Annotated in this window: 18 protein-coding genes and 5 tRNA genes; all 23 read right to left on the bottom strand. The window is 39.5% G+C overall.

All coding sequences use genetic code 11. From position 1 onward, the window contains the following. Window positions 1-83: 83 nt before the first annotated feature. The 23 genes from KIV10_RS12475 to KIV10_RS12365 all read right to left on the bottom strand — a co-directional run bounded on the left by KIV10_RS12475 (window position 84) and on the right by KIV10_RS12365 (window position 21,202). Window positions 84-404 carry a DUF3467 domain-containing protein gene (locus tag KIV10_RS12475; RefSeq protein ID WP_202335383.1) on the bottom strand — a complete coding sequence of 107 codons (321 nt, stop codon included), beginning with the start codon at window positions 402-404 and terminating at the stop codon, window positions 84-86. A gap of 88 nt (window positions 405-492) precedes the next feature. After that, complete coding sequence (gene rpoC / locus KIV10_RS12470) at window positions 493-4,791, bottom strand: DNA-directed RNA polymerase subunit beta' (protein WP_214114240.1); 4,299 nt, start codon at window positions 4,789-4,791, stop codon at window positions 493-495. 94 nt (window positions 4,792-4,885) lie between these two features. Further along, on the bottom strand, window positions 4,886-8,698 hold the full coding sequence (gene rpoB / locus KIV10_RS12465) for a DNA-directed RNA polymerase subunit beta (RefSeq protein WP_214114219.1): 3,813 nt from the start codon (window positions 8,696-8,698) through the stop codon (window positions 4,886-4,888). 137 nt (window positions 8,699-8,835) lie between these two features. Further along, window positions 8,836-9,213, bottom strand: a complete 378-nt coding sequence (gene rplL / locus KIV10_RS12460; protein WP_214114217.1) for a 50S ribosomal protein L7/L12 — start codon at window positions 9,211-9,213, stop codon at window positions 8,836-8,838. A gap of 57 nt (window positions 9,214-9,270) precedes the next feature. After that, window positions 9,271-9,792 (bottom strand): 50S ribosomal protein L10, encoded by a 522-nt coding sequence (gene rplJ, locus KIV10_RS12455; protein WP_214114215.1) that lies wholly within the window; start codon window positions 9,790-9,792, stop codon window positions 9,271-9,273. Window positions 9,793-9,804: 12 nt separating this feature from the next. Then, entirely contained in the window at window positions 9,805-10,503 is a 699-nt protein-coding gene (gene rplA / locus KIV10_RS12450; RefSeq protein WP_214114213.1) for a 50S ribosomal protein L1, read from the bottom strand. Between the two features lie 21 nt (window positions 10,504-10,524). Next, on the bottom strand, window positions 10,525-10,962 hold the full coding sequence (gene rplK / locus KIV10_RS12445) for a 50S ribosomal protein L11 (RefSeq protein WP_045081579.1): 438 nt from the start codon (window positions 10,960-10,962) through the stop codon (window positions 10,525-10,527). Between the two features lie 64 nt (window positions 10,963-11,026). Continuing rightward, window positions 11,027-11,581 carry a transcription termination/antitermination protein NusG gene (gene nusG / locus KIV10_RS12440; RefSeq protein ID WP_214114211.1) on the bottom strand — a complete coding sequence of 185 codons (555 nt, stop codon included), beginning with the start codon at window positions 11,579-11,581 and terminating at the stop codon, window positions 11,027-11,029. A gap of 3 nt (window positions 11,582-11,584) precedes the next feature. Further along, entirely contained in the window at window positions 11,585-11,773 is a 189-nt protein-coding gene (gene secE / locus KIV10_RS12435) for a preprotein translocase subunit SecE (RefSeq protein ID WP_214114210.1), read from the bottom strand. Between the two features lie 72 nt (window positions 11,774-11,845). After that, window positions 11,846-11,918: transfer RNA gene (locus tag KIV10_RS12430), tRNA-Trp, on the bottom strand. Window positions 11,919-12,041: 123 nt separating this feature from the next. After that, window positions 12,042-13,229 (bottom strand): elongation factor Tu, encoded by a 1,188-nt coding sequence (tuf, locus tag KIV10_RS12425; protein ID WP_214114208.1) that lies wholly within the window; start codon window positions 13,227-13,229, stop codon window positions 12,042-12,044. A 55-nt stretch (window positions 13,230-13,284) separates the two neighbouring features. Beyond that, a tRNA-Thr gene (locus tag KIV10_RS12420) sits at window positions 13,285-13,356 on the bottom strand. A gap of 82 nt (window positions 13,357-13,438) precedes the next feature. After that, window positions 13,439-13,511 (bottom strand) — tRNA-Gly (locus KIV10_RS12415). 116 nt (window positions 13,512-13,627) lie between these two features. Continuing rightward, window positions 13,628-13,709 (bottom strand) — tRNA-Tyr (locus KIV10_RS12410). A 61-nt stretch (window positions 13,710-13,770) separates the two neighbouring features. Then, window positions 13,771-13,844: transfer RNA gene (locus KIV10_RS12405), tRNA-Thr, on the bottom strand. 111 nt (window positions 13,845-13,955) lie between these two features. After that, the gene (gene hpf, locus KIV10_RS12400) at window positions 13,956-14,261 is read right to left on the bottom strand and encodes a ribosome hibernation-promoting factor, HPF/YfiA family (protein ID WP_214114206.1); all 306 of its coding nucleotides are present in this window, start codon (window positions 14,259-14,261) and stop codon (window positions 13,956-13,958) included. Between the two features lie 56 nt (window positions 14,262-14,317). Continuing rightward, on the bottom strand, window positions 14,318-15,202 hold the full coding sequence (locus KIV10_RS12395; RefSeq protein WP_214114204.1) for a tyrosine-type recombinase/integrase: 885 nt from the start codon (window positions 15,200-15,202) through the stop codon (window positions 14,318-14,320). Between the two features lie 126 nt (window positions 15,203-15,328). After that, window positions 15,329-15,523 carry a 30S ribosomal protein S21 gene (gene rpsU, locus KIV10_RS12390; RefSeq protein WP_214114202.1) on the bottom strand — a complete coding sequence of 65 codons (195 nt, stop codon included), beginning with the start codon at window positions 15,521-15,523 and terminating at the stop codon, window positions 15,329-15,331. A gap of 87 nt (window positions 15,524-15,610) precedes the next feature. Then, a complete protein-coding gene (locus KIV10_RS12385) occupies window positions 15,611-17,041 on the bottom strand; it encodes a carboxypeptidase-like regulatory domain-containing protein (RefSeq protein ID WP_214114200.1) in 1,431 nt (476 codons plus the stop codon). Between the two features lie 23 nt (window positions 17,042-17,064). Continuing rightward, window positions 17,065-18,231, bottom strand: a complete 1,167-nt coding sequence (locus KIV10_RS12380) for an acyl-CoA dehydrogenase family protein (RefSeq protein ID WP_214114198.1) — start codon at window positions 18,229-18,231, stop codon at window positions 17,065-17,067. 47 nt (window positions 18,232-18,278) lie between these two features. After that, window positions 18,279-19,163 (bottom strand): ComEA family DNA-binding protein, encoded by an 885-nt coding sequence (locus KIV10_RS12375; RefSeq protein WP_214114196.1) that lies wholly within the window; start codon window positions 19,161-19,163, stop codon window positions 18,279-18,281. Between the two features lie 11 nt (window positions 19,164-19,174). Then, complete coding sequence (locus tag KIV10_RS12370) at window positions 19,175-20,800, bottom strand: alanine/glycine:cation symporter family protein (RefSeq protein ID WP_214114195.1); 1,626 nt, start codon at window positions 20,798-20,800, stop codon at window positions 19,175-19,177. Window positions 20,801-20,974: 174 nt separating this feature from the next. Continuing rightward, window positions 20,975-21,202 carry a PspC domain-containing protein gene (locus KIV10_RS12365; protein ID WP_214114193.1) on the bottom strand — a complete coding sequence of 76 codons (228 nt, stop codon included), beginning with the start codon at window positions 21,200-21,202 and terminating at the stop codon, window positions 20,975-20,977. Window positions 21,203-21,221 lie beyond the last annotated feature (19 nt).

The following is a 21,221-nucleotide window of genomic DNA, read 5'->3' as shown; positions in this document are numbered from 1 at the left end:
ACGCTTTTGGCTTTTGTCTTTTGGCAAAAAAATTAAGGTTCATAACTAAATAAAAAATCCAGCTTTTCGAGCTGGATTTTTCTTTATGCTTCGCCAGTAGGGCCAAAGTTCAAAGGAATGGGCGGCTGCTCATAATCCTTGATTTCGCCGTGGGCGTTTTCAAATCGTTTTACATTGTCGTTCAATGCCTTTAGAAATCTTTTTGCGTGTTGTGGTGTCAAGATTATACGTGACTTCACTTTGCTTTTTGGAATTCCGGGCATGATGGTTACAAAATCAACCACAAATTCTGAAACCGAATGATTGATTATGGCCAAGTTGCTATAAATGCCTTGGGCCACGCTTTCATCCAATTCTATATTTATCTGCCCTTGCTTGGGCTGTTCTTTTTTTTGATCTGCCATTGTTAGATATTAGACTTTAAATATTAGACTTTAGATTTCTCTGCCTAAAAAATAAAAGGTGCGTTTTGTGAAACGCACCTTTTCAATATTAATTATAATTTACTTCCTGTTTAACGCGATTCATTTCCTCAAGCTCTTGCTTTGAACCTACAATTATAGTGTCATATCTACGCATACCGGTTCCGGCAGGTATTTTATGTCCTACAATTACATTTTCCTTCAAGCCTTCCAAGGTATCAACTTTACCGGCTACAGCCGCTTCGTTCAATACTTTGGTAGTTTCCTGGAAGGAAGCCGCAGAAATGAATGACTTGGTCTGTAACGACGCCCTGGTAATACCTTGAAGTACCGGAGTTGCCGTTGCAGGAACCGCATCGCGTGCTTCTGCCAACTCCTTATCATTTCTTCTCAATAAAGAATTTTCATCCCGCAATGTACGTGGAGTAAGGATTTGACCTTCTTTTAAATTTTGTGAATCACCAGCATTGGTAACCACTTTCATTCCAAAGATTTTATCATTTTCCTCGATGAAATCATCTTTATGTGCCAATTGATCTTCAAGGAAGGTAGTATCTCCCGGATCTTGAATTCGAACCTTGCGCATCATTTGGCGAACAACAACTTCAAAGTGCTTGTCGTTGATTTTCACCCCTTGCAGACGGTAAACCTCTTGAACCTCGTTTACAAGATATTGCTGTACTGCTGAAGGACCTTTAATTCGAAGGATATCCTCTGGTGTAATAGACCCATCGGAAAGTGGCATTCCTGCGCGAACGTAATCGTTTTCCTGAACTAGAATTTGGTTTGAAAGTTTTACCAAATACTTTTTCACTTCGCCTAATTTAGACTCAACGATAATCTCACGATTACCACGTTTTATTTTTCCGAAAGAAACCACGCCATCAATCTCGCTAACTACAGCGGGGTTTGAAGGATTACGTGCCTCAAAAAGTTCGGTTACTCGTGGAAGACCTCCAGTAATATCACCCGCTTTGGCAGATTTACGTGGAATTTTCACAAGCACCTTACCGATTTTGATCTTATCACCATCATCTACCATCAAATGGGCGCCAACTGGTAAGTTATAGCTTCGAATAACTTCGTCTTTCTTTCCTAAAATCTGAAGGGTAGGAATACGTTTCTTATCTCTGGATTCCGTAATTACTTTTTCTTGGAAACCAGTCTGCTCATCGATTTCAACTTGATAAGACATCCCTTGAACGATGTTTTCATATTTAATTTTTCCAGCAAATTCTGAAATAATTACACCGTTGTAGGGATCCCAAGCGCACACAACATCACCCGCATTAAGACTATCACCATCTTTTACATACAGTGTAGAACCGTAAGGAATATTGTTGGTACTTAATGTAATTCCTGTTTTCTTATCAACCAATTTTATTTCAGAAGTACGTGAAATAACGATGTCCACCGTTTTACCTTGATTGTCTTCACCTTTTACGGTTTTCAGATCTTCAATCTCTGCTTTTCCGTCAAATTTAACAACCAATTTATTTTCTTCTGAAATGTTACCTGCAATACCTCCCACGTGGAATGTACGAAGTGTAAGCTGGGTACCTGGCTCACCGATGGATTGCGCTGCCACAACTCCAACTGCCTCTCCACGCTGCACCATTTTATTGGTAGCAAGATTACGGCCGTAACACTGTGAACAAATTCCTTGCTTGGCCTCGCACGTAAGCGCTGAACGAACTTCAACACTTTCCAGTGGAGATTTTTCAATTGCTTCGGCGATTTCTTCATTAATATGATCGCCAGCGGCAACAAGCAATTCTTTGGTCAATGGGTTTACAACATCATTGAGTGCTATACGTCCAACAATTCTATCTCCCAAAGATTCTACGACTTCTTCGTTTTTCTTTAAGGCAGAAACTTCAATACCTCTCAGTGTACCGCAATCTTCAATGTTGATGATAACATCTTGTGAAACATCCACCAAACGACGGGTCAAGTAACCAGCATCCGCCGTTTTAAGTGCGGTATCCGCAAGACCCTTTCGAGCACCGTGCGTAGAGATAAAGTATTCAAGAATGGAAAGACCTTCCTTAAAGTTTGAAAGGATTGGGTTTTCAATGATTTCACCCCCACCTGAGTTAGATTTTTTCGGTTTTGCCATCAATCCACGCATACCTGTCAACTGGCGAATTTGCTCCTTAGAACCCCTTGCACCAGAGTCAAGCATCATGTATACAGAGTTGAAACCTTGCTGATCTTCGCGAATACGTTTCATAGAAAGTTCAGTCAACTCAGCATTGGTCGCAGTCCAAATATCAATTACTTGATTGTAGCGTTCATTATTGGTAATAAGACCCATGTTGTAGCTATTGATAATACCTTCAACCTGTTCGTTTGCGCTATCAATCATATTTTGTTTTTCAGCAGGGATAATAATATCACCCAAACTGAAAGACAATCCACCCTCAAAAGCGAATTTATACCCAAGACCTTTAATTTCGTCAAGAAATGCAGATGTATCGGGAACGGAAGTCACCTTCAAAATTCTACCGATGATATCACGAAGCGATTTTTTGGTCAAAACCTCGTTGATGTATCCTGCAGCTTCCGGAACTTTTTCATTGAAGATTACCCTTCCTAAGGTAGTTGTGATAATTTGGTTAACCAACTCACCATTAGCGTTGAAGTCTTTGGTTCTAATTTTTATTTCCGCGTTCAAATCTACTTTGCCTTCATTGTAAGCAATAATAGCTTCTTCAGCAGAATAAAAAGTTAGGCCTTCACCTTTCACAACAGTATCACCCATTGTCTTTTTGAGTTTGGTCATATAATAAAGACCCAAAACCATATCCTGTGAAGGTACGGCTACTGGTGAACCGTTTGCGGGATTCAAAATATTATGTGATGCCAACATTAGTAGTTGACATTCCAAAATTGCCTCTGGCCCAAGTGGGAGGTGTACCGCCATTTGGTCACCATCGAAATCCGCATTAAATGCAGTACATACCAATGGGTGCAACTGGATAGCTTTACCTTCAATCAATTTTGGCTGGAAAGCTTGGATACCAAGTCTGTGCAACGTTGGGGCCCGGTTTAGCATAACTGGATGTCCTTTAAGAACGTTTTCCAAGATATCCCAAACTACAGGCTCTTTTTTATCAATAATTTTCTTTGCAGATTTTACGGTTTTTACAATCCCTCGCTCAATCAATTTACGGATAACGAAAGGTTTGTACAGCTCGGCAGCCATATCTTTTGGAAGACCGCATTCGTACAGTTTCAATTCTGGTCCAACGACAATTACAGAACGAGCCGAATAATCCACACGTTTACCAAGCAAGTTTTGACGGAAACGACCTTGTTTTCCTTTCAATGAATCTGAAAGTGATTTCAACGGACGGTTGCTGTCAGTTTTTACTGCGGAAGATTTACGTGTGTTATCAAACAATGAATCCACCGATTCCTGAAGCATACGTTTCTCATTTCGAAGGATTACCTCAGGAGCTTTAATTTCCATCAATCGCTTCAAACGGTTGTTACGGATGATTACACGACGGTACAGATCATTCAAATCTGAAGTTGCGAAACGACCACCATCAAGTGGTACCAATGGACGTAATTCTGGCGGAATTACCGGAATTACTTTCATAATCATCCATTCCGCTTTGTTTTCGCGGTTCAAGTTTGCCTCGCGTAATGCTTCAACAACTTGAAGACGCTTCAACGCTTCCGTTTTGCGTTGTTTTGAAGTTTCATTATTCGCTTTGTGGCGAAGGTTGTATGAAAGTTGGTCAAGATCAATTCTTTGTAAAAGATCGATCAAGCACTCCGCTCCCATTTTCGCAATAAATTTATTTGGATCGCTTTCCTCCAAATAAAGGTTCTCTTGAGGAAGTGAATCAAGAATTGCAAGATATTCTTCTTCAGTTAAGAAATCCAATTTTTTAACTGCTTCACCACCCTCATATTTTGCAATACCAGGCTGAATTACTACGTAACGTTCGTAGTAAATAATCATATCCAGTTTCTTGGAAGGCAATCCAAGCAGGTAGCCGATTTTGTTCGGAAGGCTTCGGAAATACCAAATGTGCGCCACAGGAACTACCAAATTGATATGCCCCACACGGTCACGGCGTACTTTTTTCTCCGTTACTTCCACACCACAACGGTCGCAAACAATACCCTTGTAGCGTATTCTTTTATATTTACCACAGGCACATTCATAATCCTTCACGGGACCAAAGATGCGCTCACAGAAAAGTCCGTCACGCTCTGGCTTATGCGTACGGTAGTTTATTGTTTCAGGTTTTAACACTTCACCGCGTGATTCTGCCAAAATGGATTCAGGGGAAGCCAAACCAATAGAAATCTTGTCGAATTTCTGTACTGTGTTTTCTTTATTTCTGTTCATCATAATGTAAAATAAACTTTGTTGTTTTGTTTGAAACCATATTAAATGATTTCGGAAAGAATCTTGAGATCCCCGCTTTCACGGGGATTTCAACCTATTCTTCTAATCTAATGTCAAGACCCAATCCTTTCAATTCGTGCATAAGTACATTGAAAGATTCCGGTAAGCCTGGTTCTGGCATGGTTTCACCTTTTACGATTGCTTCGTAGGTTTTCGCCCTTCCAATAACATCATCAGATTTAACAGTCAATATTTCCCTAAGTGTACTGGACGCGCCGTATGCTTCCAAAGCCCAAACTTCCATCTCTCCAAAACGCTGACCACCAAATTGTGCTTTACCACCAAGCGGCTGTTGTGTAATAAGTGAGTATGGCCCGATGGAACGCGCGTGCATTTTATCATCTACCATGTGGCCCAATTTCAGCATATAGATTATACCTACAGTTGCAGGTTGATCAAAACGTTTACCAGTTCCACCATCAAATAGATAGGTGTGTCCAAATCTTGGAATTCCAGCCTCATCGGTCAACTCATTTATTTGGTCAATGGTTGCACCGTCAAAAATTGGGGTTGCATATTTGCGACCTAATTTCTGTCCGGCCCATCCAAGAACCGTTTCATAAATCTGGCCGATGTTCATACGCGATGGTACCCCAAGTGGGTTCAACACGATATCAACTGGAGTTCCATCTTCAAGGAAAGGCATATCTTCCTCACGTACAATACGTGCAACTATACCTTTGTTTCCGTGACGTCCCGCCATCTTGTCCCCTACTTTCAGTTTACGCTTTTTGGCGATGTAAACTTTGGCGAGTTTCAAAATACCGGAAGGAAGTTCGTCTCCAACAGAGATTGTGAACTTTTCGCGACGCAAGTTTCCTTGAAGGTCGTTTTCCTTAATTTTATAGTTGTGCATTAAATCTGCTACCAGAACGTTGGTATCGTCATCTGTCGTCCAAGTACCTCCCGTTAAGTGGGTGTAATCATCAACTGCGTGAAGCATTTTTAATGTGAACTTTTTACCTTTTGGGAAAACAACTTCACCAAGATCATTGTTTACACCTTGTGCAGTTTTTCCACCAACAATGGCGAACAATTTTTCAACCAATACCTCCTGAAGCTCATCAAACTTAGAATAATATTTAGCCTCCAATGCAGCGATGTCTTCCTTATCCTGAGCACGCTTGCGCTTGTCCTTTACGGCACGGGCAAACAATTTCTTGTCAATTACCACACCGTTCAAAGATGGCGAAGCTTTCAATGAAGCATCTTTCACATCACCCGCTTTGTCACCAAAAATGGCGCGAAGCAGTTTTTCTTCCGGAGTTGGGTCGCTTTCTCCTTTTGGAGTTATTTTCCCGATAAGGATGTCACCAGGTTTTACTTCGGCACCAATTCGGATCATACCGAATTCATCCAAATCTTTTGTGGCTTCTTCCGAAACGTTTGGAATATCGTTCGTCAATTCCTCGTTACCCAACTTGGTGTCACGAACTTCCAACGAATATTCATCAACGTGGATTGAAGTAAAAATATCTTCACGAACCACTTTTTCAGAAATAACAATCGCATCCTCAAAGTTGTATCCTTTCCAAGGCATGAAAGCAACTTTCATGTTTCGCCCAAGAGCAAGTTCCCCTTTTTCGGTAGCGTAACCTTGACAAAGCACCTGTCCCTTTTTCACTCTATCCCCTTTGCGAACGATAGGCTTCAAGTTAATGGAAGTACTTTGGTTTGTTTTTCTGAATTTTATTAATTGATATGTTTTTGAATCGCTATCAAAACTTACCATACGCTCTTCCTCGGTACGGTCGTATTTGATTGTTATTACATTTGCATCAACGTATTCAACAACGCCATCTCCCTCAGCATTTATCAATACACGGCTATCTGAAGCAACTTGTCTTTCAAGACCAGTTCCCACGATTGGTGAATCTGCAATTAATAAAGGTACGGCCTGACGCATCATGTTTGAGCCCATCAAAGCACGGTTCGCGTCATCGTGTTCCAAAAACGGAATCAACGATGCAGAGATGGATGCAATTTGATTTGGCGCAACGTCTGCATAATTTACAACCGTTGGTTCAACCAGTGGGAAGTCACCTTCCATACGTGCAATTACCTTATCCGTTTCAATATCACCTTTTTCAGATAAAGGAATGTTTGCCTGTGCGATGTGTTTTTCTTCTTCTTCTTCAGCAGAAAGGTACACTGGTGCGTGCTTAATATCGATTTTTCCGTTGTCAACCTTACGGTATGGAGTTTCGATGAAACCAAGATTGTTCACTTTCGCATATACTGCAAGTGAAGAAATAAGACCAATGTTTGGTCCCTCCGGGGTTTCAATTGGACAAAGTCTTCCGTAATGAGTATAGTGAACGTCACGAACCTCAAAACCTGCTCTTTCACGAGAAAGACCACCTGGCCCGAGTGCAGAAAGACGACGCTTGTGCGTAATCTCTGCCAATGGGTTTGTCTGGTCCATAAATTGTGAAAGCTGGTTGGTACCAAAAAATGAATTGATAACCGAAGATAATGTCTTCGCATTAATCAAATCAATTGGCGTAAAAACCTCGTTGTCACGAACGTTCATACGCTCGCGGATGGTACGCGCCATACGGGCAAGACCAACACCAAACTGTTGTGACAACTGCTCACCTACTGTACGTACTCGACGATTGCTAAGGTGGTCAATATCATCAATCTCCGCTTTGGAATTGATAAGCTCGATTAAATACTTAACGATGGTAATGATATCTTCCTTGGTAAGCACTTGCTTGTCCATAGCGATATCAAGACCCAGCTTTTTGTTCATTCTGTAACGGCCTACTTCACCCAGATTATATCTCTGGTCACTGAAGAAAAGCTTGTTGATTATACCACGGGCAGTTTCCTCATCAGGTGGCTCAGCGTTACGAAGTTGTCTATATATATGTTCCACCGCTTCTTTTTCAGAATTGGTAGGATCTTTTTGTAATGTGTTGTGGATAATAGCATAATCCGCTAAGAGATTATCCTCTTTATGCAATAAGATTGTCTTGGCTCCGGAATCAATGATTTCATCGATGTGTTCTTTTTCAACAACCGTATCACGATCGAGTATGATTTCGTTACGCTCGATGGACACAACCTCACCGGTATCCTCATCCACAAAATCTTCGTGCCAAGTTTTCAGCACACGTGCGGCCAATTTACGGCCAATGTATTTTTTAAGTCCAGTTTTGGATGCTTTTACTTCTTCAGCAAGGTCAAATATTTCAAGAATATCCTTATCCCTTTCAAAACCAATTGCTCGGAAAAGTGTAGTTACTGGTAATTTTTTCTTTCGGTCAATGTACGCATACATTACACTGTTAATATCTGTAGCAAACTCAATCCAAGAACCTTTGAAAGGAATTACGCGGGCTGAGTACAATTTAGTTCCATTTGCGTGGAAAGATTGGCCAAAGAAGACACCCGGAGATCTGTGAAGCTGTGAAACAACTACACGCTCGGCCCCATTGATACAGAAGGTTCCGCTGGGGGTCATATAAGGAATTGTACCTAAATACACATCCTGTACGATGGTTTCAAAGTCCTCGTGCTCAGAATCTGTACAATAAAGTTTTAATCGCGCTTTAAGAGGAACGCTGTAAGTAAGGCCACGCTCTATACATTCCTGGATGGAATATCTTGGTGGATCTACGAAATAGTCCAAAAACTCTAAAACAAATTGGTTTCGAGTATCGGTAATGGGAAAATTTTCCAAAAAGGTTTTGTACAATCCTTCTTGGCCTCTTTCTTCTGACTTGGTTTCTAACTGGAAAAAATCCTGAAAGGATTTAATCTGAATGTCCAAAAAGTCGGGATATTCCGGCTTGTTTTTTACAGAGGAAAAATTCAATCTTTCAGTTTGCGTTGCTGACATCTATGGACGGAATTTTAATTAAAATAAAAATGAAAAAAAATCGTATAAAAGGCGTTAACCATTATATACGCAAAATGGTTTAGGTCTTTCCCAATAACTGGGAAGACCTAAACCTTAGGGCTTTGATGGTAATTAGCTTACTTAAGCTCAACCTCTGCTCCAGCCTCTTCCAATTGTTTCTTCAATGATTCTGCCTCATCTTTTGAAACACCTTCTTTAATTGCGGAAGGAGCGTTGTCTACCATTTCTTTTGCTTCTTTAAGACCAGCACCAGTTAATTCCTTAACTAGTTTTACTACTGCAAGTTTAGATGCACCAGCAGCTTTCAGCATTACTGTGAATTCTGATTGCTCCTCAGCGGCATCTCCACCACCGCCAGCAGCTGGACCGGCCATAGCTACAGCAGCAGCTGCAGGCTCGATACCATACTCATCTTTTAATATTGTAGCTAACTCATTTACCTCTTTTACGGTAAGGTTAACCAATTGTTCTGCGAAATCTTTCAAATCTGCCATTTCTATCGTTTTTAAAAAAAATTGTGTTTATATAAATTAATTAGTGCTAATTGAATTTTATCCTTCTCTTTCGGATAAGGTTTTAACAAGTCCCGCAATAGTGCTACCTCCACTCTTAAGTGCTGAAATAACATTTTTAGCAGGCGATTGCAATAACCCAATAATTTCTCCAACAAGTTCATCTTTAGACTTAAGCTCAACCAAGCTATCTAGCTGATTGTCGCCAACGTAAATTGATTCTTGAATATAAGCTCCTTTTAAAAGAGGCTTGTCAGATTTTTTTCTGAATTCCTTGATTACTTTTGCCGGTGCATTTCCAGTTTCAGAAAACATCAAGGAAGTGTTTCCTTTCAATATACCAGTAAGTTCACCAAAATCTTTATCAGAACTCTCCATTGCCTTTTTCAGCAATGTATTTTTAACAACTGCCAACTGGATGCCTGCCTTGAAACAAGCACGACGAAGGTTGGAAGTAGTCCCTGCGTCTAGGCCTGAAATATCAGCTAAATAAATATTGCTGTTATCAGCCAACTGCGCAGTCAACGTTTCAATTACTTGTGATTTTTCTTCTCTTGTCATAATTTCCAGTTTTTACTGCTCAGTAAACCTTTTGGTATCAACTTCAACTCCGGGGCTCATGGTGCTAGACATGAAGATACTCTTAATGTAAACACCTTTTGCAGCTTGTGGTTTAAGTTTAACGAGGGTTGTTAATAATTCTCTTGCGTTTCCAGCGATTTTTTCAGCATCAAATGATGCTTTACCAATAGCTGCGTGTACGATTCCGGTTTTATCAACCTTAAAATCGATTTTACCAGCTTTTACATCTGAAACTGCTTTAGCAACGTCCATTGTTACCGTACCTGTTTTTGGGTTTGGCATTAGGCCACGAGGACCCAACACGCGTCCCAAAGGACCTAATTTACCCATAACACTTGGCATAGTTACAATTACGTCAACATCTGTCCACCCTCCTTTAATTTTATCGAGGTACTCATCAAGACCTACGTAGTCTGCTCCAGCTTCTTTGGCTTCTGCTTCCTTATCTGGAGTTACCAATGCCAAAACTTTCACATCTTTACCTGTTCCGTGAGGAAGAGTAACAACGCCTCTAACCATTTGGTTTGCTTTACGTGGATCCACGTTAAGGCGCACAGCTAGGTCAACCGAAGCGTCAAACTTTACGCTGGTGATTTCTTTTATTAAAGCAGAAGCTTCAGCTACCGAATAGGCCTTATTGGGCTCTATTTTAGCATTTGCTTCCTTTTGCTTTTTAGTTAATCGTGCCATTTTATAGATTCTTTTTTCAGATTAAAAAGGTGCGTCACCTTTTACTTTAATACCCATGGAACGTGCAGTACCCGCAACCATTTTCATTGCTGATTCTACCGTAAATGCATTGAGATCGGGCATTTTATCTTCCGCGATCGTTTTGATTTGGTCCCACGAGATTGTGGCTACTTTTTTTGCATGTGGTTCACCGGAGCCTTTTTTCGCTTTTGCAGCTTCAAGTATTTGAACGGCGGCGGGTGGAGTTTTAATAACAAAATCAAAAGATTTGTCCTTATAAACCGTGATCGCTACTGGCAATACTTTACCTTGCTTATCTTGGGTTCTAGCATTGAACTGCTTACAGAACTCCATGATGTTGACACCGGCAGCACCAAGAGCAGGCCCAACTGGTGGTGAAGGGTTAGCAGCACCCCCGCGAACTTGCAACTTAACTACTTTACTTATTTCTTTTGCCATTTCTAATTTTTAATGTGGTAATCCAAAAAGTGGAAGCTTCTGAAAAACCTATTAAGCGTAACAATTAAACTTTTTCGACTTGCATATAGCTCAGTTCCAATGGTGTTTTTCTTCCGAAAATCTTTACCATTACTTCAAGCTTGCGCTTTTCTTCATTTATTTTTTCTACAGTACCATTAAAACCATTGAATGGTCCATCAATAACTTTTACCGTTTCCCCGATGACATATGGAATATTCACATTGTCGTCTTTAACGGAAAGCTCATCTACTTTTCCGAGCATTCTGTTGACTTCAGACTGTCTAAGTGGAACTGGGTCACCCCCTTTTACTTCTCCTAAAAAACCAATGACTCCATTGATTGATTTAATTATGTGGGGGATTTCTCCACCCAAATTTGCCTGAATCATTATGTAACCGGGAAAATAAACACGTTCTTTATTTACTTTTTTCCCATTACGGATCTGTATCACTTTTTCGGTTGGCACTAAAACCTGATCAATATAATCCTCAAGCTCCAGTCTCTTTATCTCAGTTTCAATATAGGACTTGATCTTGTTCTCCTGTCCACTTACTGAACGGACTACATACCACCTTTTTGTATTTGTTGTTTCGGTCATTCCTTACGATTTGATCCAGATGAAATATTGATCCACTACCCAGTGGAAAACAGTATCTATACCCCAAACAGCCAAGGCTAAAAGAACTGAAAACACAGCAACAATAACGGTTAATTTTTGAGCTTCTGTCCACGTAGGCCAGGTAACGTGATTTTTTAGCTCATTATAAGATTCTGAAATATAATTTATCATATTATTGCCGTTTTTAAATTCAGATTAAGATCTTTCTGAAATTTTTTTCAAAATAATCCAGTGAATATCTTGCACGGGTTGAGAGACTCGAACTCCCGACACCTGGTTTTGGAGACCAGTGCTCTACCAACTGAGCTAAACCCGTAGATAATAAAATTATCTTTATTCGTAATCTACCATCCCGATGGCTACCGGGAAAGTTAAACCCGCTATAAAAGCCAAGGTATCCCAAAATATTGGGACACCCAGTGCTTTTAAATCTATTTAATTAGTCTAGTATTTCAGTAACCTGACCAGCTCCTACGGTACGCCCTCCTTCACGGATTGCGAAACGTAGACCTACGTTCATTGCAATAGGAGAAAGCAATTCAACATGGATTGTCAAGTTGTCTCCAGGCATAACCATTTCTACACCATCAGGCAAAGAAATAGTACCAGTAACGTCAGTGGTACGAACGTAAAACTGAGGACGGTAGTTATTATGGAATGGAGTGTGACGCCCACCTTCTTCTTTTTTAAGGATATAAACCTCAGCCTTAAATTTAGCATGTGGAGTAACTGAACCTTTTTTGCAGATAACCATACCACGACGAATGTCGCTTTTCTCGATACCCCTCAAAAGAATACCTACGTTATCACCAGCTTCACCTCTATCAAGAATTTTACGAAACATTTCAACTCCAGTAATAGTAGAAGTTAATTTTTCCGCACCCATACCGATAATATCTACAACATCACCTGTATTAGCAACACCAGTCTCAATACGTCCTGTTGCAACAGTACCGCGGCCAGTAATTGAGAAAACATCTTCAATAGGCATTAGGAAAGGCTTATCAACATCACGAGTTGGAAGTTCAATCCAGCTATCAACAGCCTCCATCAATTTCATTACAGTATCAACCCACTTAGCTTCACCATTAAGTGCACCAAGAGCTGAACCAGCAATTACAGGACCGTTGTCACCATCATATTCGTAAAAGTTAAGAAGGTCACGTATCTCCATTTCAACTAGCTCAAGAAGCTCTTCGTCATCAACCATATCCACTTTATTCATAAATACAACCATACGTGGAATACCCACCTGGCGACCTAATAGAATGTGCTCACGAGTTTGTGGCATAGGACCATCTGTAGCCGCTACAACCAAAATAGCACCGTCCATTTGGGCAGCACCAGTAACCATGTTCTTAACGTAATCCGCGTGACCAGGACAGTCAACGTGTGCGTAGTGGCGATTTGCTGTTTGGTATTCTACGTGCGAAGAGTTAATTGTAATACCTCTTTCTTTCTCCTCAGGAGCATTATCAATTTGGTCGAATGATCTGGCTTCCGAATAACCCGCATCGGCCATTACTTTGGTAATAGCTGCGGTTAACGTTGTTTTACCGTGATCTACGTGTCCAATTGTACCAACATTTAAGTGTGGTTTTGACCGATCGTATGTTTCTTTTGCCATTTTGTATTAATTTAATCTTAAGTTATATATTAGTGTTCAGTTTCAATAAAACTTGAGCCAATGATGGGAATTGAACCCATGACCTCTTCCTTACCAAGGAAACGCTCTACCCCTGAGCTACACCGGCCTTTTAAGTCCAGCCCTTAGACGTCGCTCAGGGTGACAGTTCAAAGTTTATGCATTTAACGACGAAACGCTAATGCAATATGAGCGGGAGACCGGGTTCGAACCGGCGACATTCAGCTTGGAAGGCTGACGCTCTACCAACTGAGCTACTCCCGCGTTTTTCGAAATCTATATAATTTCTAGTGCACTATGCAATAAGAACTTTTATTCTCAACTTCAATCAAAAAATCCCGCTCTAAAGATAGACTTTTAAAATTGAAAATCTTCAAGTGTGGGGAGAGCAGGATTCGAACCTGCGAAGACGTAGTCAGCAGATTTACAGTCTGCCCTCGTTGGCCGCTTGAGTATCTCCCCGAGCCTTGCGGGATCACAACTTCAAAGTTAAATCCCAACCAGGTTTTTCAAAATTTTAAAGAGCCGATAGAGGGACTCGAACCCACGACCTGCTGATTACAAATCAGCTGCTCTAGCCAGCTGAGCTACATCGGCTTTTTTAATCTTTTTTACATCCTTTGACAGGCCATAAAAAAGTCCGCTATTTCTAACGGACTGCAAATGTATAGAAATTATTTTTTCTACAAAACTTTTTGATGAAAATTTCTATGCCAAATACAACTTTTCTTTTCGCTTCCTTTTTTTCAGCTGCCGCTCTAATGCCCTTACTACCTCATCTGTAGCGGCTTCAAAACTTTTTGACTCTTTTTTTACTATTAAATTATCTCCGGGAATACTCAGCAATATTTCTACAATTTTATTTTCTTTCTCACTGGTTTTTTGAACTTTCAAAAACACATCCGCAAAAACAATTCTATCGTAAAATTGCTCAAGCTTTGTCAGTTTCTTTTCCACGAAAACCAACAACTCATTTTTCGCGGCAAAATTTGGAGTTTGCACATTTACTCTCATAGTATAAAATTTTAATTAATGAAAAGTATTTTTAAACCATAAGCCAGCGTTTTTAACTAATTTCGAGGATGCGCATTTTTATAGACTTCTTTAAGTTTGGCGATACTATTTTGGGTATAAACTTGTGTAGATGCCAGACTTGAGTGTCCCAAAAGCTCTTTTACCGAATTTATATCCGCACCTTCGTTTAAAAGATGCGTGGCAAAGGAATGTCGCAAAATATGTGGACTTTTCTTTACTTTTTCAGACGTTTCACTAAAGTAGGAATTAATCACTCTGTACACAAGACTTTCGTAGATTTTGAATCCTTTGGGCGTCAAAAAAAGATATTCGGCGTCCATAACTTGCATTAAATGCTTACGGATTTTTAAATATTCTTCAAGCACTTTCATTACAGATGGCAATAGCGGGATAATGCGCTCCTTATTTCTTTTCCCAAGGACCTTAATTGTTTTGCCGACCATTGACAAATCTGCGATTTTCACATTTATGAGTTCTGCGCGCCTTATTCCAGTGGAGTAAAACATCAATACGACCAGCCGGTTTCTAATTCCCTCAAAATCATTTTCGGTTTGAAGAATTTGCATCACACCATCAATTTCAGATTCGGAAAATGGTATTTGAATTTTCTTTGATGTTTTTAATGACTTGTGCTTCGCAAGTGGATTTATTTCAACCTGTGCTGTTTTCAAAAGAAATTTGAAATAAGTTTTAAGCGAAGAGATTTTCCGGTTTACCGTTCGGTTTGAAATGCCAGAATCCACCAAGGAAACAATCCAACTTCTAATTATTGCATAATTAACTTTTTTTATTTCTGAAATCTCAAATTCCTCTGAAGCAAACAAAAGAAAGCTTTCCAAATCCTTTCTATATGCTTTTACGGTATGCTTTGAATATTTTTTTTCAAGCTGAAGATAATCAGCAAAATCCTGAAAGGGCATTTTGGGGAAATTGAAGGTTCGATGCTAAATTTAAAAATTATTGTTTGAACGGCTAACTTTAAACCACAAAAAAATCCGTAGAAGTTGATTTCTACGGATGTGATATAAGCTTTAAAGAATCAAGAATTATACTTCTTCTTGATCTCTAAGGTTTTGAATATACTGGGCTTTCTGTATTTGTGCTCTTCTTTCAACAGAAGGTTTCGTGAATGCCTGTCTTGCGCGTAACTGGCGCATTGTTCCGGTTTTATCGAATTTACGCTTGAAACGCTTCAGCGCTCTATCAATATTTTCTCCGTCTTTTACTGGTATAATTAACATAGTGTCATCACCTCCTTTCTTTAGGACGGCAAAAATAGAAAAAGTTTTCAGGAATTACTCTTTGGTTTTCATTTTTTTTATGAAAATTTACTGCTTGAACAAAGTTGCTCTCTTGCTTAAATCCTGAATCAATTTTTCTTCCTCCCTACTTTCCAGCAAAACATTGTAATTTTTCCAGAACTTCGCATTGTAAGGTCTTACTAGAAAAATATCAGAATCCCAATTTTCCTGGTTCAAGGCTTCAGATACCATTTCTGGCTCCCGGATTATTTCCGTAAAAAGAATTTCCTGCGTTGTTGTATAGAACTGCTCGTCCCGAGTGCTTCCTGTCTCAGCGGCATTTCGCTCTGCGTCTGAAGATCTATCTCCCACATTTACAAGCTTCGGCGTTTCGTAGAAAATATAGCTCGGGTACATTTTCCCGTCAAAATCTTTATAACTCAAAATAAGTTTGTGGTTCAATTGTGTGCCAAATAAACTTTTGCTTCGTTTCTTCTGCGCATCGCTGGCCGCAACCAATTCGTACTCTACTTTTTTAATTGCGTAATTATCCCAGTAAATATAGATCCACCCTTGTGCCTCATACCCTTCATTGTAAATATTCTCGGTTCCCAACCCTATAAAATCCTTACTCCTTGAAATTTTGATCTTATATAGTTTTCGCCCATCTTCCACAAGAATAGTATCAAGGTCAAATTGATGTTTTTCCAGCATATTTTTCCCGAACAATGCTTGCGGAGCATTTGCATTTCTGACCAGATTCAATCTGCCCTTGAAAAGATTATCCAACCCATTTATGCGCTCGTCATTCCATTTTATCGCATTTACAAGTGTTTTGGTCTGGATGGTATCACGCACCAAGGTTTTCGATTTTAAGTTTACATTCCTCGCTTTATAGCGTAAATACGAAGTGTAGGCATACAAGCTATCCACATCGCGAAGATCATAGCTTTTTCGTGTTTCGTCCACATTTATTTTCAAATTATCCTCAGCGCCGGCCGCGTAACTGGAATCGTAAAGAGTTATGGCACTTTCAATTAGCCATTTGTACTCCCTCCTATTGCGCTCCTTATGACGTAAAAAGCCCTTTTGAAGATAAGCTTTTTCTGGCAAATTACGCGGTAACCTTTCAATAGCACGCAGCATAATATCATTACCTGTTTTTGGTCGGGTATCCGCTACCAAAACGACTTCATCCAGCGAGGCAACATCTTCCTCCAATGCAATTTCAGTAGAAGAATCAAAATCTTGGATTGCGGTTTTAAAGCTTTTGTAACCAATGGAGGACACTACTAGCGTATCATTTTTGTATTCCGCAGGCACTACCAGGCTGAAGTTACCATCACTATTTGTAATAGTACCCACCGTGGTATTTTTTATATAAACACTCGCACTTTCTATTGGGAGAAAAGTAAGGAAATCCGTTACTTTATTTTTGATTTCTGTTTGCGCAAAAGTTGAGACGGAAATAAATAAAATGAAAATCCCAAGATTTTTCTTTATGCTCAATGATTTCATTTATCAATAAATTTTAAAAAAAATTAAGTCGCGGGTTTATAAGATTTTTCTTCAATAACCATTTTTGCGATAATCTCCCGAAGAATTTCTGAAGTGCCTCCGCCAATGGGCCCTAACCTGCTGTCCCGAAGCAAACGTGCTAATGGATAATCTTCCATATAACCATAACCGCCCAAAAACTGGAGACATTCAGTCATAACTTCATCCGATACTTTCGTCGAAATAAGTTTACTCATTGTAGCTTCTTTCACCACGTATTCGCCATCATTTAATCGCTTTGCGGTAACGTAATTAAAGGTTTTGCAGACTTCAATCTCGCTCGCCAATTGTGCAACACGATGGCGCAATGCTTGAAATTTTGAGATACTTTTTCCGAATGCAAATCTGTCTTTCATATATTGAATAGTATATTCCAGGGCAAATTCACTACGGGCGTGTCCGTTAATTCCCATAATTAGGCGTTCTAGGGCAAAATGCTGCATAATGTAAGGAAAACCCATATTTTCTTCACCCATTAAATTGGTGATAGGAATTTCAACATTGTCAAAAGCAATTTCTCCGGTATCACTTGCGCGCCAGCCCAATTTATCAAGTTTTGTAGCGGAAATTCCCTTGGTATCCCGATCTACCACAAAAATGCTGATACCTTTGTTCCCAAGCTCTGGAGATGTTTTTGCGGCAACAATCAAATAATCACTGTAAATGCCATTGGTTATAAATGTTTTTGAACCATTCAGAATATAGGCGTCGCCTTTCTTTTCTGCCGTTGTCCGCATCCCAGAAACATCACTCCCGCCAAAGGGTTCCGTGATACAAAGGCAACCGATTTTTTCACCTGTAATACTGGGCGCCAGATATTTCTCCTTTTGCTCGTGGTTAGCCTCTTTTTTAAGATGTGTCATTGCCAAATAAGCATGAGCCCACATTGCGGCGGCAAAACCTCCGGAATTTATTTTTTGAAGCTCTTCCAAAAAAATCACGGTGTAAAACAGGTCCAGGTCAAGCCCACCATATTCTTCGGGCTGATAGATGCCGAAATAACCCATTTCCCCGAATTTTTTCCAAATGAACCGTTCAATGGTTCCCGTTTTTTCCCATTTATCTATATGGGGTACTACCTCTTTTTGAAGAAAATCCTTGAAACTTTTTCTGAAAAATTCGTGTTCTTCTGTAAAATACATTTTGTCCATCTGCTCTTAATGCTAATATTTATAGGCCTTTCGGCGATTTTTTAAAATTACTCAATGAACAAATATAACTGAATTACCTGTAACTTTCTTTCAGTAATTCCCGGTATTTTGTCCAATTCCTGAAAGCTTTGAACTTTTTCGTGCAAGATACGGTACTCCCATATTTTCTTGGCAAGATCAAAAGAAACGTTCGGGATTGTAGCAATATCTGAAGCAGTTGCTTTATTCAAATTCATCTTAACAATTTCCCTAGGTGTTTTTACAGTAAAAAGATTGAGTGTACGCATAACCACTGCGGGATCGAGACCATACACGTCGTAAAGTTGATTGTCATCTGAGAAGCCTTTCAATTTTTCACGATGTGAGATAATTTTCCCGGCCAGCACTTCCCCTATTCCGCTTACTTTCTGTAATTCTTCAGAAGTGGCTTTATTGAGATCTATTTTTTGCGCATAGGTTTTTTCAGAAAAACCCTTGTCATCCTTAAATTTTTTGAAATCAGATTTGTTTTTGGGATTTGTGACCCAGTCCGGAAATTTAAAAAGTGGGCTTATTTCAGCCAAAAGCGAATCGGAAATTCCAGTAACTTTTTTAAAATCTGCAGCGGAATTTATCCATTTGCCATCCTTTCTATACGCCAAAAGCAGGTCGATTTCTTCAGAAGTCATTCCTAATGTGTAACCTTTATAATCTGTAATAAAATTAGGATTGAAAGGGTATCGTTTCGGTTTTCTATTTTCAATCTCAGCAACCTGTAAAGAGTCTATTTGCTTTTGAAGCGCAACAATTTCAGAAGAGGAAGTATCGAACGAACTTTCTTCAGAAAAATCAACAAAAAAATAGAGACAGAGAAGGCCAATTAAAAGAAATAATAAAAACAAAATCCCACTTCGCTGTTGCCTATTAAACGAGAAGTGGGAATTTTGTTTCATAAAAGAAAATTTTACATATGCTTGCGAAGATCTTCTGCACCTTCATCCAATGCTTCGTGCTTGGTATTTATGGCATTCATATATTTTTTTAATTCCTTTCTAACCACGGGAGTCAATAGAATGACACCTATAATATTGGGAACGACCATCGCAAAAATCATTGCATCCGAAAAGTTGATGACTGATCCCAAACTTATTACGGAACCGACCCAAATGAAAATACAAAATAAAATTTTATAAATGAACTCGGTAACCTTTCCCCTTCCAAAAAGATAAACCCAGCCTTGCATTCCATAATAAGACCAAGAAATCATGGTTGAAAATGCAAACAGAATTACAGCAACGGTAAGTACTATTGAAAAATGCGGAATCACACTATCAAAAGCAGATGCCGTAAGTTCAACACCTTCCTTGACCTCAACTCCATATTGGATAATATTGTTATCAAAATTTGTTATTACAATCACAAGAGCAGTCATAGTACAGATTACAACGGTATCAATAAAAGGTTCCAATAGGGCCACAATACCTTCAGAAGCTGGATATTTTGTGCGTACTGCAGAGTGGGCAATCGCGGCAGAACCTACACCGGCCTCATTTGAGAATGCACCACGGCGAACACCTTGAATCATTACACCCACCAATCCACCAGCAATACCAAGTCCGGAAAATGCTCCTTCAAAAATTAGTGCAAAAGCATCACCAATGTGCATATAGTTTGCAGCTAGAATTACAATCGCTCCAAGCACATAAATTCCTGCCATAAACGGAACAATTTTTTCCGTAACCTTTGCTATTCTTTTAATTCCGCCAATAATTACTACGGCAACAATAATTGCCATCGCGATACCGAAATAAATCGCAGCGCTCGTACCCTGTAAATCAAATAACTGTACAAATTGAGCCGCGGCCTGGTTTGCCTGAAACATATTTCCACCACCAAAGGAGCCTCCAATTACAAAAATGGCGAAAAGTACGGCGAGAAATTTCCCAAAGCCGCCCATTCCTTTTTGTGCCAATCCTTTTTTGAGATAGTACATAGGGCCGCCGTAAACTGTACCGTCTGGACCCACATCTCGAAATTTAACACCCAGCGTACATTCCGCAAACTTTGATGCCATCCCCAAAAGACCGGCCACGATCATCCAAAATGTTGCCCCGGGCCCACCAATAGAAAGAGCAACCGCAACACCAGCAATATTTCCAAGACCCACGGTCGCCGAAAGTGCTGCCGTAAGCGCTTGAAAGTGTGAAACTTCACCATCTGCATTGTCGTCGCGAATGGTTTCAATTATATTTTCCTGCTCATTTGGTGTTACATCACCATATAGCGTATCTGCACCGTGTTTTTCAATATCTTCATATTTTCCTCTTACCACACGTATTGCTGTTCCAAAGCCCGTAAAATTGATAAGTTTAAAATAAAAAGTGAAATACATTGCACCCCCTATTAGCACAATAAGAACCCACGGAATTTTAAAAGTCTCAGAAAAAGGTATTTCCAAAAATATAAGCTCCACGAACCAACCTGTGTACTTTTGAAAAAACACATCCACCTTCTCTGAGGCTGTAGGTTGTTGAGCAAAAGTTAGTATTGGTAATAAAGAAGTAAAAAGTAAAAGAAGATATTTCTTCATAATTGAATTTTAAATGAAACTTGAATTTTTTAAAACGAAGCAAGATGCTCAAAAAATTCAACAATTTCAAGAATTTTGACGGAAATTTGTTAACGCTTCCTTAACTATTATGACTTCCAAATTATTCTTGATAAAATTTTTAATTGAGAATGATTTAATTCCCTGTAAATTTTTCTAAAGATCGAAAACAGATGTTCTTTTGGTATTGACCAAATCTTTCAGCTTCAAAAGAAATGCAAGGGTAAGGTATATTGCAAAGCCTACGCCCAGCGTGGCGAAGGATACGTATATGAAGAAAAGCCGAACGCTCTTGGCCCGCATTCCCAGTCTATCTGCCAAGCGTGAGGACACATAAAACCCACGCTTTTCAAGGTAATATTTTAATTGATAGATTGCTTTCATAAGCTTATTGCAAAATTCG

It is taken from the genome of Aequorivita echinoideorum, assembly GCF_018476645.1.
In the GTDB taxonomy this organism is placed as follows: domain Bacteria; phylum Bacteroidota; class Bacteroidia; order Flavobacteriales; family Flavobacteriaceae; genus Aequorivita; species Aequorivita echinoideorum.
This window is presented reverse-complemented; position numbering and strand designations above follow the sequence as displayed.

Bases quoted from the DNA above. Each gene is read 5' to 3' on its own strand.
- rplJ (WP_214114215.1), bottom strand. From the start codon at position 9,792: ATGACAAGAGAAGAAAAATCACAAGTAATTGAAACGTTGACTGCGCAG.
- rpsU (WP_214114202.1), bottom strand. From the start codon at position 15,523: ATGTTAATTATACCAGTAAAAGACGGAGAAAATATTGATAGAGCGCTG.
- rplA (WP_214114213.1), bottom strand. From the start codon at position 10,503: ATGGCACGATTAACTAAAAAGCAAAAGGAAGCAAATGCTAAAATAGAG.
- hpf (WP_214114206.1), bottom strand. From the start codon at position 14,261: ATGAGAGTAAATGTGCAAACTCCAAATTTTGCCGCGAAAAATGAGTTG.
- secE (WP_214114210.1), bottom strand. From the start codon at position 11,773: ATGATAAATTATATTTCAGAATCTTATAATGAGCTAAAAAATCACGTT.
- rplL (WP_214114217.1), bottom strand. From the start codon at position 9,213: ATGGCAGATTTGAAAGATTTCGCAGAACAATTGGTTAACCTTACCGTA.
- rpoC (WP_214114240.1), bottom strand. From the start codon at position 4,791: ATGAACAGAAATAAAGAAAACACAGTACAGAAATTCGACAAGATTTCT.
- KIV10_RS12395 (WP_214114204.1), bottom strand. From the start codon at position 15,202: ATGCCCTTTCAGGATTTTGCTGATTATCTTCAGCTTGAAAAAAAATAT.
- tuf (WP_214114208.1), bottom strand. From the start codon at position 13,229: ATGGCAAAAGAAACATACGATCGGTCAAAACCACACTTAAATGTTGGT.
- KIV10_RS12375 (WP_214114196.1), bottom strand. From the start codon at position 19,163: ATGAAACAAAATTCCCACTTCTCGTTTAATAGGCAACAGCGAAGTGGG.
- KIV10_RS12385 (WP_214114200.1), bottom strand. From the start codon at position 17,041: ATGAAATCATTGAGCATAAAGAAAAATCTTGGGATTTTCATTTTATTT.
- KIV10_RS12380 (WP_214114198.1), bottom strand. From the start codon at position 18,231: ATGGACAAAATGTATTTTACAGAAGAACACGAATTTTTCAGAAAAAGT.
- KIV10_RS12370 (WP_214114195.1), bottom strand. From the start codon at position 20,800: ATGAAGAAATATCTTCTTTTACTTTTTACTTCTTTATTACCAATACTA.
- rpoB (WP_214114219.1), bottom strand. From the start codon at position 8,698: ATGTCAGCAACGCAAACTGAAAGATTGAATTTTTCCTCTGTAAAAAAC.
- rplK (WP_045081579.1), bottom strand. From the start codon at position 10,962: ATGGCAAAAGAAATAAGTAAAGTAGTTAAGTTGCAAGTTCGCGGGGGT.
- KIV10_RS12475 (WP_202335383.1), bottom strand. From the start codon at position 404: ATGGCAGATCAAAAAAAAGAACAGCCCAAGCAAGGGCAGATAAATATA.
- KIV10_RS12365 (WP_214114193.1), bottom strand. From the start codon at position 21,202: ATGAAAGCAATCTATCAATTAAAATATTACCTTGAAAAGCGTGGGTTT.
- nusG (WP_214114211.1), bottom strand. From the start codon at position 11,581: ATGACCGAAACAACAAATACAAAAAGGTGGTATGTAGTCCGTTCAGTA.